Origin of the sequence: Marinarcus sediminis (SeqCode), assembly GCF_048571275.1 — a bacterium.
Lineage (GTDB): Bacteria > Campylobacterota > Campylobacteria > Campylobacterales > Arcobacteraceae > Marinarcus > Marinarcus sediminis.
In genome coordinates this window covers 60,569-75,210 of sequence record NZ_CP182357.1, presented here as the reverse complement: position 1 = coordinate 75,210, position 14,642 = coordinate 60,569, and the positions used below count along the sequence as shown (strand labels likewise).

The window sequence follows — 14,642 nt, the reverse complement described above, 5'->3', positions numbered from 1 at the left end:
TTGGCTAATCTGATTGAGCCAGTTTAGATTATTGTTCTAAAAACTTTTTCGTCATAGCGTACATTTTAGGAATGTCTGTTTTCCCAATAAATCCATCAACTCCAATGGCTTTCATTTTACCCATAACCGCATCGGTTGTCATTGAAGAGTTTACAACAATTGGAATATTGTTATATTTACTGTTCTCTTTAACAAATGAAGCCACTTGATATCCATCTTTTTCTGGCATTTCAATATCGGTGATAATCAAACCAACCTCGGCTGGGTTAATAACATTAAGTCTATCAATAAGCTCTTGACCGTTATTGAAAATCTCATATTGAACTTCAATTTTTTCAAGGAATTTTCTTAAGATTTCTCGAGCAACCGTAGAATCTTCTGCTGCTAGCACGATTTTATCGGTCATAATTGGACCCGTAACATATCGGTTAACCGCATGGTCACCATCATCTGTCCAACCAATATCTTTTAAAAGTTGCTCGGCATTAAATACCGTACACAATTTATCCACTTGATTGACTTTTACATAGGTAGTATAGGTTACTTTTGAGTTTTGCTCTTCTGAGTTTCTTAATTCATCGGTTGTTTTTTCAACAATATTTAACATATCTTTGATTAAGAAACCTACTCTTTTGTGGTTAAATTCACAATAGATAATCAGCTTATAATCTTCAAGTGTATGAGGAGTTTTATTGCCCAGCCAAATATCTAAATTAATAAGGGTAACAGGCTCCCCTCTTATTGTCGCAATACCGGCAATAATGTCAGTGTCTGTTGGCGTATCAGTAATGGTGACTTCTTCTGTAATAATAAAAGCTTTAACTTTTGCAATATTGATTGCATAAACGTTTCCTGCACCTGTGTAAAATACAGCTAATTGCTGAACATTTCTCAAGTGTGCTTGTGTCATTTGCTCTACATCTTTACGTATACTACTCATATTATTCCTTTTGACATAATGGTAAATTATATATCTTTTTATCTTATAAATTACTTGTGAAATTGTGCTAAATCATTATTCGATAAAAAGTTTTTAATTTATTTGTTATTTTTAGCAAGAATCTTTTGTATTGTAACCGAGGCTATCATCAATCCAAAAGAACCTGTAACCGCTTCAAAGCTGCCTTTTTCAATGCACAAAGGGTTCTCACTTGAAAAAATAACTTTGAATTTTTTTTTAAAACCAGCTTGCTTTAATTCATTCCTGATTTTACGAATAAAGGGATCATTGAACGTATCCCAAATAGAAATATACTCAATTTTTGAAGGATCTATCCGTTTTGCACTTCCACTTGTTGTGATGATTTTATCGTAATATTTTTGAATCAAGTGCACTTTGGGTTTGATGTCATCTATGGCATCTAAAATATAATCGTATTGTTTAAAATCATGGTTGTCTATCCACTCTTTGTCCAGTTTAACATGCATGGGCGTAACATTGGGATATTTTTCTTTTAACGCTTCCACTTTAATGCGTCCAATGTTGCCTTCACTCCCCATTTGTCGATTTAAGTTGGACTCTTCATATGTATCAAAATCTACAATGGTAATATCGGTGATACCTGTTCTATACAAGGCATCCAAAGCAAAGCTTCCCACACCTCCAACTCCTAAAAGAATTAATTTTGTATTTTTGAATTTTTCAAAATTATTTTCTCCAAAAAGTTTTATAGTTCTATCATATCTTGACATTATTTTCTCTTTTATATTATTTTGGGTATTATATCATAAATAGTTTGGGAGACATAGATGGAAAAAGAACCGATGACGAGAGTCGGATACGAAAAAATTACCACAGAATTGGAATTTTTAAAAAATAAAGAACGACCTCATACTGTCATTGCGTTGGAAGAGGCAAGACAACTTGGTGATTTAAAAGAGAATGCAGAATATCATGCTGCAAAAGAGAAACTCAAATTGATTGATATTCAAATTGCAGAGTTGGGTTCTATTGTTTCAAAAGCCATGATTATTGACCCCCAAACACTGCCACATGACAGAGTCAGTTTTGGCTCAACGGTTAAATTGCTTGATTTAAACAGTGATGAAGAGTTTCAATATGCCATTGTTGGTGGTGTAGAAAGTAACCCCGACAAAGGATTTATTTCGTTTAATTCTCCTTTAGCAAAACAGCTTTTAGGAAAAGAAGAAGGCGATGAAATTAAAGCCATTTTACCTGGTGGAGAAAAAGATTTTGAAGTATTAGATGTGTTTTATAAAGAGTTAGAACTTTAATGCCTTTGTTGTGGAAATATGAAGAGAATGTATGTGTTTTAATATAGAAGAGAATGCTATTTTTATTGCTGATGCTCACTTTAACGAACAACGCGGTGAGTTTTTCAAAATTTTAGAAAAACTCAAAACAAAAGAGATTACCACAACGCAACTTTTTCTTATGGGAGATATGTTTGATTTTATCACCCAAGAGTCTTATTATTTTATCAAACAAAATCAAAAAGTCATTGACCTTTTAAATGAACTCTCTTGCGGTATGCAAATTGTATATTTAGAAGGAAATCATGATTACAATTTGGAAAAATTATTTCCAAATATTACGATTATTTCCAGAGACAATCAGCCCATACGAGGGTTGTATAAAACGCAAAAAGTTGCACTTTCACATGGTGATAATTTCGATAAATTTTCGTACAATTTGTATTGCAAAATCATCCGAAACAGACCTCTGTTGCGCTTTTTAAACGCCATTGATTTTAACCATTGGCTCTCAAAAAAAATTGATGCTTTTTTAAAAGTGAAAAATATTTGTCATCTGTTTAATAATTTTGAAGAGTTAGCACAAAGAAGGGTAAAAAACTATCAAGAAGATATCGTCATTGAAGGGCATTTTCATCAAGGCAAAGAGTATCTCTGTGGCAATCAACTCTATGTTAATATTCCTTCACTGTTTTGTTCAAAAGAGTATGTGCAATTAAACAATGGAACATTTAATACCATCAAATTTTAAGAAGGAAAAAATATCGCACCATTTAAAGTCGTCAGTCAATATGAACCAGCAGGTGACCAACCTACTGCCATAAAAGAGTTAAGTGATTCCATTTTACTTGGCAATCAATACAACACACTTTTAGGAGTTACAGGTTCGGGAAAAACGTATACTATGGCAAAGGTGATTGAAAAGACTCAAAAACCTACGTTAATTATGACACACAATAAAACACTTGCTGCGCAGCTTTACAGTGAATTTCGACAATTTTTTCCCAACAATCACGTGGAATATTTTATCTCATATTACGATTATTATCAACCAGAAGCATACATTCCAAGAAGTGATTTGTTCATTGAAAAAGACTCTTCTATTAATGAAGAGCTGGAACGTTTACGTCTGAGTGCGACTTCTTCTTTATTATCATTTAATGATGTGATTGTCATCGCTTCTGTTTCGGCAAACTATGGTTTGGGAAATCCGGCAGAGTACAAATCGAACGTGCAAAAACTGCAAGTAGGGTTTGAATACTCTCAAAGACAAATGCTGTTGAAACTCGTAGAGATGGGGTACAAACGAAACGACAAATTTTTTGACCGATCCGATTTTAGAGTCAATGGCGATGTGATTGATATTTTTCCTGCGTATTGGGAAGATGAGTTTATTCGTATTGAGTTTTTTGGTGATGAAGTAGAGAGTTTGAGTGTGCATGAATATTTGACGAACAATAAAGTCAAAGAGTTAAAAGAGGTTACAATTTATTCTGTTAACCCATTTGTGGTTTCACAAGAGAGATTAGCACAGGCAGTCAAAGAGATTGAAAAAGAGTTAGAAGAGCGATTGGCCTTTTTTAAAGCTGAAGACAAACTCGTGGAGTATCAACGGCTCAAACAAAGAGTCGAGTTCGATTTAGAGATGATTGAAGGTACAGGAATGTGTAAAGGAATTGAAAACTACGCTCGATTGCTTACCGATAAAAAACCAGGCGAAACGCCTTATTCACTCTTGGATTATTTTGAACAACTTGATGAAGATTTTCTTCTTATTGTTGATGAGTCGCATGTGTCGTTGCCACAATTTCGAGGAATGCACGCGGCAGATAGAAGCCGTAAAGAGGTCTTAGTAGAGTATGGATTTCGGCTTCCAAGTGCCTTAGATAACCGACCACTCATGTTTGATGAGTTTATTCATAAAGCCCCTTATTATATGTTTGTCAGTGCTACACCCAATGAGTTAGAAACTTCTATGAGCAGTGTCGTTGCCCGACAAGTCATTCGTCCAACGGGTCTGCTTGATCCTGTTATTGATATTAAAAACAGTGAATTTCAAGTAGAAGATTTACACGACGAAATCAAAAAAGTTGCTGCGCGAAACGAACGCGTTTTGGTGACGGTATTAACGAAAAAAATGGCAGAAGAACTCACGGCATATTATGCAGATTTGGGCATTCGTATCAAATATATGCACAGTGAAATTGATGCCATTGAGAGAAACCAAATCATTCGAGCCTTAAGAAGAGGGGAGTTTGATGTCCTTGTGGGAATTAACCTTTTAAGAGAAGGTTTGGATATTCCAGAAACTTCACTGGTGGCCATTTTAGATGCCGATAAAGAGGGCTTTTTAAGAAGTAAAACCTCCTTAATTCAAACCATTGGTCGTGCTGCAAGAAATCAAAATGGTCGGGTCATTTTATATGCGAAAAAGATGACCGATTCGATGCAGTTTGCCATTGATGTTACCAACGACCGACGTGCCATTCAAGAAGCCCATAACAAAGAGCATGGAATCACCCCAAAAAGTACCATTCGAACGCTCGATGAAAACTTAAAACTTGAAGAGTACGATGAGGTTGCCAACCGACTCGATAAGCTTGATAAAATGCCAGCGAGTGAACGTAAAAAAATGTTGGTAGAACTCAATAAAGCCATGTCTAAAGCAGCAAGGGATTTAAATTTTGAAGAAGCCATTAGACTTCGTGATGAAATAGAAAAGATAAAAAAATTATAGTTATAACGTATTATTTTTTTCAAAATATCTGTGTTGAAGTTTGAATTTTAATCATCACGTACTTTCCCCCGTTCTCCTTAAAATTTAAGCTTCGTTTTGATCTTTTAAGAATTTTATTATAAATAAAGTTTGGTTTATCATGAACAATCGTTATACTCTTCGATTTAACAAAAAATCAATGAGATAATAACAGAGCAGTTCTTAAAATTTTTTTAATTAAGATAATTATTATCAATATTGATGTATGATATCGATCATGGAAAAGAAAAAAAGTTTAATCATCGTATTTATTTCAGTTATTGGTATTCATTTATACTTGTTCGCAAGCATAAAAATGCAAAGTGAAGTGGTTATTGCACGAAAAGTGGAATCGACACAAAACTTAACGATTCAAAAAGTTGTTATAAAAAAACAAGAGAGTAAACCTATTGAAAATCCCAAAAAGAAAATACTCAAAGAGGAAACAACAGTTCCTAAAACTAAAAGTAAAAATATAATTGCTGCAGTAAAAAAGAGAGAACCAGTTAAAAAAGAACCTAAAGAAGAGCCTAAAAAAGAGCAAAAAGAAAATGCTCAACCGCAAGTAATCAGTAAACAAAATAAACCACTAAAGCAAAAAGCTGATACAAGTGATTTAAAAAAAGCATTGGAAGATGAGTATTTATTAAAAATCAGAGAGACCATTGATAAAAATAAAATTTATCCAATGATAGCCAAAAGATTAGGACAAACGGGGAAAGTATATTTAAACTTTACCATAAAAGGAAGTGGGCAAATTGTTGATATTAAAATAGTTAAAAATGCACAATATAAAAGATTGGATGATGCAGCAACAGAGATTTTAGTCAAAATCAAAAAATTTGAACCTATACCAAATGAGTTAAATAAAGCCACTTGGAATATTACCGTTCCAGTTTTATATCAAATAATTAGGAGTTAATAAATGGAAATTGATTTAATGAATTATATCAATAGAGGTGGGATAATTGTGTATATCTTAATAGGTTTAAATATTATTGGTTTTACAATAATGTTGTGGAAACTTATTGTTTTATCATCAACAAAGTTTAAAAAAGAGAGTTTCGTTAATGAAGTGATAGAGTTCGCAAGAAAAAACAGCAATGAATTTACCAAAGAGTCTATTCAAAATATTATCAGTAGAAGAATAAGAAAATTGGAATTTGGATTAAACACCATCAAAATTATAGCTTCAATTGCTCCTTTGCTGGGACTTTTAGGCACCGTTATTGGGGTATTAAACTCATTTGATTCTATCTCAAAAAGTGGTTTAGGTGATCCAAGTTTGTTTTCTAATGGTATTTCAATTGCTTTAATTACAACAATTGCTGGACTTATTGTCTCTATTCCTCATTATATGGGATATAACTACCTTATTGGAATATTAGATAATATTGAATTAAAAATAGAAAAAGAGGTTTTAAACAGAGTATGAGAAAAAAAAGAGAAATAATTATCCCAGATATTACTCCTTTAATTGATGTTGTTTTTATTCTTTTAATTTTCTTTATTGTTTCATCGGTATTTAAAAAAAATGAATTTGCTCTGGTTTTAAATCTTCCCACATCAAGTGCAAAAGAGATTGAATTGAAACAAAAAGAGATTATTATTGAGATAAACAGTAAAAAAATTGCATTTATGGGCAAAGAAATCACACTGAATGAGTTGGAAAAACAACTGTTTGAAATCAATGAAAAAGATAAAATGATAATTTTTAAAATTGACAAAGAGGTACAATATAAACACATTGTAGATGTTTTGGATATTTTACAAAAAAATCAGCTTTTTAATATTTCACTTGTTACAGAAAAAAAGAACAATTAAGAGAGAATAAACCTCGTTCGTTTTTCTTTTTTAATACAAATAAATCTCCAAATTTAGACACTATAGGGAATAAAATTCAATTGTACTCATGTTTTAATTAATAAAATAGATAAAAGTTCATCTTTTTTGAATACTTTATTCGCATTTCCATAAAATAATGTTACAATGTGACAAAAGAAATTTGGAGATTTTTAATGGGATTATTTGGATTTATGAATTCAGAACAAAAAGCGCAATTACAGGCAATTGAGAACAATTATGGAGTGATATCTTTTCGACCAGATGGCACAATTATTCAAGCAAATAAAATTTTTTTAACTTTACTTGGTTATGAGAGAGATGAAGTAGTAGGTAAGCATCACAGAATTTTTTGTGATACTGCATATACCAATACCAAAGAGTATAAAATATTTTGGGATGATTTAAATAAAGGGTTGGTGCAAACTTCAGAGTTTAAACGAATCAAAAAAACGGGAGAGGCTATTTTTATTCAAGCTTCGTATACTCCTGTAGTAGACAACAATGGGAAAGTGCTAGAAGTGATTAAGTTTGCACAAGATGTAACGGAAAGAAAATTACAAAACTTATATTACACAGGACAACTGGACGCCATAAGTAAATCTCAAGGAATTATTGAGTTTGATATGGAGGGTACCGTAATAAATGCCAATGAAAATTTTTTGAATGTACTTGGATATAAGCTTAACGATATTGTGGGGAAAAAACACAGTATGTTTTGTGAAGAGTCATATAAAAACTCAAATGAGTATAAAGAGTTTTGGAAAAAACTCAACCGTGGTCAATTTGATGCAGGTGAGTACCTACGAATTGGGAAAAATGGCAAAAAAGCATGGATTCAAGCAACATATAACCCAATTATGGGGATTGATAATAAACCCATTCGTGTTGTAAAGTATGCCACTGATATTACTGAACGAAAAAATAAAATGTTTGAGATTGAAAAAAATGTTCAAAAATTGACGCAATCATTAAATAATCTTTCTGCCTCATCTAAACTGATGTCTGAAGGGGCTGAAATTACAATGAATGGATCACAAGAGGTGACAGATTCAATTACTCAAATTAATTTGGCAGTATCGGATGTTTCAGAAAAAATCGAAGATATGTTGGCTTCAATCACAAGCATTGCAACGGCATCTTCTCAAGGAGAAAGAGTAGCAAATGAAGCAAAAGCGCAATCAAAAAATACAACATCTGCCATGCTAAAACTTGATGAAGAGTCTGAAAAAATTGGTGAAACCATTCATATTATTACTCAAATAGCATTTCAAACCAATATTCTTTCATTGAATGCAGCAGTTGAAGCTGCCACTGCTGGTGAAGCGGGGAAAGGGTTTGCCGTGGTTGCCCAAGAGGTAAGAAACTTGGCGTCACGTTCAGATGAAGCAGCAAAACAGATCACGGGTGCCATTTCACTCATTCAATCACTGGTCAAAGGCTCTTTAGAATCTATGAAAAACATTGATACTACTATTGATGAGATGACTTCCATGTCTTCAAATATCTCTAACTCTATATCAGAGCAACAAAATATATCCAATAAATTATCAAGTAATGCACTTGAAGCAAGTCAATCAATCAATGAAATAACGACTACAATGGAGAGTGTATCACAAAGTGCACAAAGTGCTAAAAAAGAGTCAGAAGAGACCTCAAATGCTTCTAATGAGTTAATTAAAGTCTCATCAGAATTAATTTCTATATTAAAAACATTGAATTAATTCAACGAAAAGTGGAACAAAATCTCAATTCCACTCTTTGATGTTTCTATAGCGCCTCTGGTTTTCCAAAATAATACCCTTGCGAATAATCCACACCCAAATCTTTTAAGATATTAAATATCTCTTCATTTTCTACATATTCAGCAATGGTTTTGATGTTTTGTTTTTTAGCAAAAAGTACGATGGTTTCAACGATACTTTTACTGTAGGTATCTTGAACAATGTTTTTTATCAGTGAGCCATCAATTTTTAAAATATCGGGTTCAAATTCGAGCAGACGTTCAAAATTGGAGTAGCCTGAGCCAAAATCATCGATAGCAATTTTGACCCCTTGGTTTTTTACATGTCGAATAAAATCTTTTATGATATTAAAATCTTTTACATCTTCATCTTCTAAGAGTTCAAAAACAATTCTGTGGGCATCGGAATGATACTCTTCTAAAAGATCAAATATTTTCTCTCGTGTGAAAGTTTTTTCTATGTCGGTGACGGAGATATTAATGGAGAGTTCGGTATTGATTTTATGCAATATTTTAAAAGAGTTTTCCAACACTCTTTCGGTGATTTTGTTGTAGTAATTCCCTTTTTTTGAGATATGCAAAAATTCAAAAGGGGAGATAATGGTTCCCTCTTCATCAATGAGGCGCACCAGTGACTCGTACTTCTCTATCTCTTGGGTTTGGTTGTTTAGTATGGGTTGAAAATAGGAAACAATATTATATTTTTCCAGAGCAATTTTAACTGTTTTAATCATATTAAGATTGCTTTTGGCTTCTTGTGAAACGGAGATAGAGAGATCATTGGAAAAGTTCAATTGACTCTTTTTATTCATGGCTTCTTCCAATCCCGCTTTGGCATCTTCATACAACATATATTGACCAATGGCATAACTGACAGAGATATTTAAATCAAACTCCAGTTCATCAAATCTTAGCGTTGAACTTTTAACATTGTCCACGAATTCACTGAGATACTCCTCAATATTGAGTTGTGAGTTTTCAAAACTTTTAAAATCGGTTAAGAGAGCAAATTTTCCATCCCCCAGTGAATAAATGTTGTCAAAGTTATAATTTTTTGGAAGATAAGAGAGAAGATTATATGCAAAGTTCTTTTCCACTTGATTAACCGTAACGGTGTTGTAAAATTTATCAAGCATATCAAATTCATCGATTTGCATCATGACGAGTATGGAGAACTCATTTTGTTCTATTCTGTCCATTAAATACTTTTTATCATCAAATGAGGTATCTAAGCTGTCTCTCATGGCAATAAAATCAATGATTTCTCCACGAATATTTTTTAAAGGGGTAATGACGGTCTCTACACAGTAGGCTTTGTTGAATTTAGATTTATTGGTCACCAATCCTTTCCAAGGTTGTTTTTTTATTTTGATGGTTCTCCATAAATCTTCATAGAGTTCTATTGGTGTTCCCTCATATTTTAATATGTTGTGATTTTTACCGATGACCTCTTCTGGTGTGTAGCCACTGATTTTAGAGAAAATATTATTGATATAGGTAATATTGCCCTCTAAATCGGTTTTTGAAATCATATTTGTTTTGTCAAATAAATTGAGGTATTGATTGGCATAGTGCTGATACTTTTTAAATTCAAATTGTTGTTTCTGGACAACTTTATTGACTTCATGACACAAAGCTTCAAAAGTAAATGGAGCAAAAAGGTATCCATCAATATTCAATTCAAGGCATTGCAGTAGTGTATCTGTTTCATTTTTTTCACTCAACACAATAATAAAAATATCTGTTTGTAAATTTCTCAATTCTTGTATCAATTCAAATGTATCAGCTCGTTTGGGTGCCATATGAAGAATGACAAGATGAATCTCGTGTGTCATAAACTCTTTGAGTGCCTCTTTTTTATTAGAGACGGTAAAAATCTCTGTAAACAGTTTTTCTAACAGTGGTGAAATATTTTTTTGATTTGCTTCTTTTACATATAAGAGTTTTGTACTGGCGGTTTGTTGTTTTAAATTTTTTATTTTGTTTGACATAATAAACTCATTTCTCAATATGAACAAGCATGTTCATTTTACGTTAACTCTTTTTGACGATTTATTTTCGTTTGGACTTGTTTAATGGCCTCTTCTAATTGAATCGTGTCAAAGCCAAAACTTTTGGCTTTTTCTAATCCTTGAAAAATACTGGCCTGACTGAGTGGATCTTCGATATTGCATATTGTTTTTATTATATTTAAGATTTTACTGTCTGTAATGTGTTCATGGGGACAAGTTTGTATGTTATCGACAAACTCAATTGAGTTAATCAATTTTTCATGCAAATTCCATCTTCTAAAAATGCATGCGGTCACTTCAGAGGTGGTTGTTGAGAGATATTTTCTTTCTACTGACGCAATGTCTTCTGAAGTTTGTAAATCATTTAAAAAATTCTCTTTTTGATTTTGTTCCATAATAAGATCTGAAATAAGGAATTTCCCCGTCTCTTGTAAAAACGTGGGGAGTAAGAGTTCATCTTTTAAATAAGGGTCAAATTGTGAAACCCAGCTTGAAAGTAAGGTAGAACTCATATTAGTGATTTCAAAAAAATCATTACTGTTGACACCATAAGCGAGTAAATCTGTTTTAATGGCATTTTTAATACTGGTACTAAAGGCAATTGAGAGTGTAAAATTAATTCCAAGCAGATTAATGGCACGGTTGGGTGTTTCAACGCTGCTTTTAAAACCAAACATGGCAGAGTTAGCAATTTTTAAAATAGTGGCCACAACTAAAGGATCTTGACGGATGATATCAAGCAATACTTCAGGTTGTTTATCCGGAGTTCTTTTAAACTCTTCTAATTCCAATATGGTTCTGGGTAATGGAGGCAAGGCATCAATTTTTTCATACAGCAAATTATTTTTCATGAATTTTCCTCCATTCTAACTCTTAAATACTTGTTGTTATCAATTAAGAATAAGTATAGCAAAATTCCATATAATTCTTCAATAATTTCAAATTTTATTATTTTTATCTTATTTGAAATCTGTATTGAAACATTTAATGCAATATTTAAAAAAATACAATACAATTTCAAGATGAAAAAAGCAACAAAAAAAGATATAGAAATAATAAAAGAAGCCTTTGTTGAAAAATATTCCGATGCGGTAACTGAACTGCATTATAAAAATGATTTTGAACTGCTTATTGCCATTATACTTTCCGCCCAATGTACGGACAAACGGGTCAATATTATTACGCCTGCATTGTTTGAAAAATATCCCACACCGTTTGATTTGGCAGAAGCCTCACTTGAAGAGGTCAAAGAGTTACTTAAATCGTGCTCTTTTTTTAACAATAAATCACAAAATATCATTAAAATGGCTCGCAGTGTTGTGGAGTTTCATGGTGGAGATATTCCCCATGACACCAAACAACTCATGAAACTCGCAGGGGTGGGAAACAAAACTGCCAATGTTTTTATGATTGAATCAGAAGGGGCAAATTTAATGGCAGTGGATACGCATGTTTTTAGAGTCTCTCACCGATTAGGTTTAAGTGAGGGTAAAACCGTAGAGCAAACCGAAGCCGATTTGGTCAAAAAACTCAAAGGCGATTTGCACATTTTTCATCAAGCCATGGTTTTGTTTGGAAGATACACCTGTAAAGCTGTAAAACCTGATTGTGATGAGTGTTTATTCCCCCATGTATGCAAAACCACCAAATCGTTTAAACCTCAATAAAACAGAGTAAATTGAAACTTAAAAAATTAAATCTAGCTTAAAAACTTAATCATTGCTTCTTTTTTTTAGTGTTATACTGAATTCATAGATAATTCAAAAATCAATAAAAGGAGCACGTCATGTCTGAAAGTACACATGTAAAATCAATCAGTTTGGCTCACCATTTTGGTGAAGATAAAATCAATGTAACACATGTTGAAAAACCGCATGGTGATTACAGTGACCCTGTTGTAAAGCTCGATATCAATGAATTTGGTAAAATTGCAGGAGAAGTAGAAATTCCATATGAAAATATTGATGCACTCATTCTTGCTTTGCAAAAAGCCAAAGAGGTTTACAATGAAATTGTTCACGTAGATGTTCATGCACAGATGAATGCCGCCATTGGTGGTGGAGAATAAATTTTTATAAATATATGCCTTCGGGCATATATTTACAATTTAAGTTTTATGCTTGAAGTAAAAACTGTCCAAGTGTTCTGTTTTTTGTGAGTGTTTTATAGGGAGCTACGGCACCGTGCATGGCAATATACACACCATTTTGAACAGTGGCATTTAAAAAGCCAAGGGCCAAAGAAAAGTTGATGGTGGCTTCCACTTTATCAATGCTCATAGGAACCATTGCCCCTGTAAGAACAACGGTTTTATCTTGAATTTGTTTTGCAATAAAATCGGAAGTTAAATCAATGGTGTCTGTACCATGGACAATAATGATTTTCTCATTGGGGCTTTTTTTGATTTCATTGACCAAACACTCTCTGTCTTCATTGGTAATATCCAAACTGTCTTTTGAAATAATATTAATAATCTCTAATTCAACATTGTGCATGGACTTTAAAATATCATCTAATGCCACAGCATCGCTTGGAACTTCCAGTTCTCCTAAAAGAGGATTGTATCGTTTATTAAACGTTCCACCGGTATTTAAAACGGTTATTTTCATTTTCTTTCCTTGATAAAATTATGCACCATATTTTTAGGGTGTAAGAGTTCATCTAACTCCTCTTTGGTGAAGAGTTTTTGTTCCAGAATAATATCATAGACTCTTTTATTTGTAGCCAAAGCTTCTTTGGCAATGGCAGAACTTTTTTCATACCCTAAAATAGGATTCAGACACGTTACGAGTGTGACTGAGTTTAAAATATTTTCCATACAAACATCTTCATTGGCGGTAATGCCTTTGACACACTTTTCACCCAAAGAGTAAAAGGCTCTTCGCATCATATTAATTGAGGTAAAAAGTTTATAGGCAATAAGGGGTTCAAAGACATTGAGTTGCAGTTGTCCTCCTTCACTGGCAATGGAAATAGTAGTATCGGCTCCAATAACCTCAAAAGCGACTTGATTGACCACTTCAGGAATAACAGGGTTAACTTTTCCTGGCATGATGGAACTTCCTGGTTGCATAGGGGGAAGGTTGATTTCATTAAATCCCGCACGTGGACCAGAACTTAACAGTCGTAAATCGTTGCATATTTTAGAAATTTTAATCGCAACTCTTTTTAATATGCCTGAAATATGTACAAACGCACCCGTATCTTGTGTGGCTTCAATTAAGTCACCTGCACTGACATAATCAATGCCTGTGACTTCTCGTAAATTGCTGATAACTTTTCTTTGATAAGAGGCTTTGGTGTTGATTCCTGTACCAATAGCCGTTGCACCTAAATTGACCTCTTTTAAAAGGGCTTGGGCATCTCTGAGTCGGTAAATGTCTTCATCAATCATTACTGCAAACGTTTTAAACTCTTGTCCTAGTGTCATAGGAACGGCATCTTGAAGTTGAGTTCTTCCCATTTTTAACACATCGTGGAACTCATTGGCTCTTTCATCAAAACAATCCCTTAAGAATCGTAAGGAGTCTTTGAGTTTATAGATTAATTCATGAAGGGTGAGTTTAATCGCCGTTGGGTAAACGTCATTGGTGGATTGGCTCATATTGATATGATTATTGGGATGAATAATATCGTATGAACTTTTTGGTTTCCCCAATATCTCTAAGGCTCGATTGGCTATGACTTCATTGGCATTCATATTCGTAGAAGTTCCAGCTCCCCCTTGAATGGGATCCACAATAAATTGGTCGTGAAATTTTCCATCAATGATTTCGTTGCACGCTTGCACAATGGCATCTTTTTGGATATCACTTAAATCACCCAATTCATAGTTGGTCAAGGCACACGCTTTTTTAACTTTTGCCAATGATTTTATGAAATTAGGAAACAAAGAGATGTCGGTTTTGGTAATATCAAAATTCTCTTTGGCTCTTAGTGTTTGAATGCCATAATAGCTGTTCATTGGAATTTTCTTTTCACCTAAAAAATCTTTTTCAATTCTGTATAACTCTTCCATAGGTTGCCTTTAAATATAAAATTATTCTTATATAAAATAGTATAACAAAGAAGTATG

At 33.1% G+C, this 14,642-nt stretch carries 15 protein-coding genes; 9 read left to right on the top strand and 6 right to left on the bottom strand.

From position 1 onward, the window contains the following. Nucleotides 1-28: 28 nt before the first annotated feature. Both ACNI3C_RS00380 and ACNI3C_RS00375 read right to left on the bottom strand, forming a co-directional pair. A complete protein-coding gene (locus tag ACNI3C_RS00380; RefSeq protein ID WP_419770284.1) occupies nt 29-940 on the bottom strand; it encodes a chemotaxis protein CheV in 912 nt (303 codons plus the stop codon). A 98-nt stretch (nt 941-1,038) separates the two neighbouring features. Next, complete coding sequence (locus tag ACNI3C_RS00375; RefSeq protein ID WP_419770283.1) at nt 1,039-1,692, bottom strand: tRNA threonylcarbamoyladenosine dehydratase; 654 nt, start codon at nt 1,690-1,692, stop codon at nt 1,039-1,041. Between the two features lie 57 nt (nt 1,693-1,749). On the opposite strand from ACNI3C_RS00375, the gene greA reads away from it, so the two are divergent. The 7 genes from greA (at nt 1,750) to ACNI3C_RS00340 (ending at nt 8,535) form a co-directional block, all read left to right on the top strand. After that, a complete protein-coding gene (gene greA / locus ACNI3C_RS00370; RefSeq protein ID WP_419770282.1) occupies nt 1,750-2,235 on the top strand; it encodes a transcription elongation factor GreA in 486 nt (161 codons plus the stop codon). A gap of 31 nt (nt 2,236-2,266) precedes the next feature. After that, entirely contained in the window at nt 2,267-2,965 is a 699-nt protein-coding gene (locus ACNI3C_RS00365; RefSeq protein ID WP_419770281.1) for a UDP-2,3-diacylglucosamine diphosphatase, read from the top strand. Between the two features lie 12 nt (nt 2,966-2,977). Next, entirely contained in the window at nt 2,978-4,951 is a 1,974-nt protein-coding gene (uvrB, locus tag ACNI3C_RS00360; RefSeq protein WP_419771465.1) for an excinuclease ABC subunit UvrB, read from the top strand. A gap of 256 nt (nt 4,952-5,207) precedes the next feature. Beyond that, the gene (locus tag ACNI3C_RS00355; RefSeq protein WP_419770280.1) at nt 5,208-5,891 is read left to right on the top strand and encodes an energy transducer TonB; all 684 of its coding nucleotides are present in this window, start codon (nt 5,208-5,210) and stop codon (nt 5,889-5,891) included. Nucleotides 5,892-5,894: 3 nt separating this feature from the next. Then, nucleotides 5,895-6,404, top strand: a complete 510-nt coding sequence (locus ACNI3C_RS00350) for a MotA/TolQ/ExbB proton channel family protein (RefSeq protein ID WP_419770279.1) — start codon at nt 5,895-5,897, stop codon at nt 6,402-6,404. Next, a complete protein-coding gene (locus ACNI3C_RS00345; RefSeq protein ID WP_419770278.1) occupies nt 6,401-6,793 on the top strand; it encodes an ExbD/TolR family protein in 393 nt (130 codons plus the stop codon). The genes ACNI3C_RS00350 and ACNI3C_RS00345 overlap by 4 nt, the downstream gene beginning before the upstream one ends. A 167-nt stretch (nt 6,794-6,960) precedes the next feature. Next, nucleotides 6,961-8,535 carry a methyl-accepting chemotaxis protein gene (locus ACNI3C_RS00340; RefSeq protein WP_419770277.1) on the top strand — a complete coding sequence of 525 codons (1,575 nt, stop codon included), beginning with the start codon at nt 6,961-6,963 and terminating at the stop codon, nt 8,533-8,535. Between the two features lie 46 nt (nt 8,536-8,581). On the opposite strand, the gene ACNI3C_RS00335 is transcribed toward ACNI3C_RS00340, so the two are convergent. After that, a complete protein-coding gene (locus tag ACNI3C_RS00335; protein WP_419770276.1) occupies nt 8,582-10,546 on the bottom strand; it encodes an EAL domain-containing response regulator in 1,965 nt (654 codons plus the stop codon). A gap of 38 nt (nt 10,547-10,584) precedes the next feature. Beyond that, entirely contained in the window at nt 10,585-11,418 is an 834-nt protein-coding gene (locus ACNI3C_RS00330) for an HDOD domain-containing protein (protein ID WP_419770275.1), read from the bottom strand. 171 nt (nt 11,419-11,589) lie between these two features. On the opposite strand from ACNI3C_RS00330, the gene nth reads away from it, so the two are divergent. Further along, a complete protein-coding gene (gene nth, locus ACNI3C_RS00325; RefSeq protein WP_419770274.1) occupies nt 11,590-12,234 on the top strand; it encodes an endonuclease III in 645 nt (214 codons plus the stop codon). Between the two features lie 119 nt (nt 12,235-12,353). Next, nucleotides 12,354-12,635, top strand: a complete 282-nt coding sequence (locus ACNI3C_RS00320) for a hypothetical protein (protein WP_419770273.1) — start codon at nt 12,354-12,356, stop codon at nt 12,633-12,635. A 46-nt stretch (nt 12,636-12,681) separates the two neighbouring features. On the opposite strand, the gene ACNI3C_RS00315 is transcribed toward ACNI3C_RS00320, so the two are convergent. Together ACNI3C_RS00315 and aspA are read right to left on the bottom strand one after the other, a co-directional pair. Beyond that, nucleotides 12,682-13,176 (bottom strand): asparaginase domain-containing protein, encoded by a 495-nt coding sequence (locus tag ACNI3C_RS00315; RefSeq protein ID WP_419770272.1) that lies wholly within the window; start codon nt 13,174-13,176, stop codon nt 12,682-12,684. Beyond that, a complete protein-coding gene (aspA, locus tag ACNI3C_RS00310) occupies nt 13,173-14,585 on the bottom strand; it encodes an aspartate ammonia-lyase (RefSeq protein ID WP_419770271.1) in 1,413 nt (470 codons plus the stop codon). Before aspA ends, ACNI3C_RS00315 begins: the two co-directional genes overlap by 4 nt. Nucleotides 14,586-14,642 lie beyond the last annotated feature (57 nt).

What these genes read in the sequence shown, in the direction of transcription:
- ACNI3C_RS00380 (WP_419770284.1), bottom strand. Translation starts at nt 940, where the DNA reads ATGAGTAGTATACGTAAAGATGTAGAGCAAATGACACAAGCACACTTG.
- ACNI3C_RS00375 (WP_419770283.1), bottom strand. Translation starts at nt 1,692, where the DNA reads ATGTCAAGATATGATAGAACTATAAAACTTTTTGGAGAAAATAATTTT.
- greA (WP_419770282.1), top strand. Translation starts at nt 1,750, where the DNA reads ATGGAAAAAGAACCGATGACGAGAGTCGGATACGAAAAAATTACCACA.
- ACNI3C_RS00365 (WP_419770281.1), top strand. Translation starts at nt 2,267, where the DNA reads ATGTGTTTTAATATAGAAGAGAATGCTATTTTTATTGCTGATGCTCAC.
- ACNI3C_RS00355 (WP_419770280.1), top strand. Translation starts at nt 5,208, where the DNA reads ATGGAAAAGAAAAAAAGTTTAATCATCGTATTTATTTCAGTTATTGGT.
- ACNI3C_RS00350 (WP_419770279.1), top strand. Translation starts at nt 5,895, where the DNA reads ATGGAAATTGATTTAATGAATTATATCAATAGAGGTGGGATAATTGTG.
- ACNI3C_RS00345 (WP_419770278.1), top strand. Translation starts at nt 6,401, where the DNA reads ATGAGAAAAAAAAGAGAAATAATTATCCCAGATATTACTCCTTTAATT.
- ACNI3C_RS00335 (WP_419770276.1), bottom strand. Translation starts at nt 10,546, where the DNA reads ATGTCAAACAAAATAAAAAATTTAAAACAACAAACCGCCAGTACAAAA.
- ACNI3C_RS00330 (WP_419770275.1), bottom strand. Translation starts at nt 11,418, where the DNA reads ATGAAAAATAATTTGCTGTATGAAAAAATTGATGCCTTGCCTCCATTA.
- nth (WP_419770274.1), top strand. Translation starts at nt 11,590, where the DNA reads ATGAAAAAAGCAACAAAAAAAGATATAGAAATAATAAAAGAAGCCTTT.
- ACNI3C_RS00320 (WP_419770273.1), top strand. Translation starts at nt 12,354, where the DNA reads ATGTCTGAAAGTACACATGTAAAATCAATCAGTTTGGCTCACCATTTT.
- ACNI3C_RS00315 (WP_419770272.1), bottom strand. Translation starts at nt 13,176, where the DNA reads ATGAAAATAACCGTTTTAAATACCGGTGGAACGTTTAATAAACGATAC.
- aspA (WP_419770271.1), bottom strand. Translation starts at nt 14,585, where the DNA reads ATGGAAGAGTTATACAGAATTGAAAAAGATTTTTTAGGTGAAAAGAAA.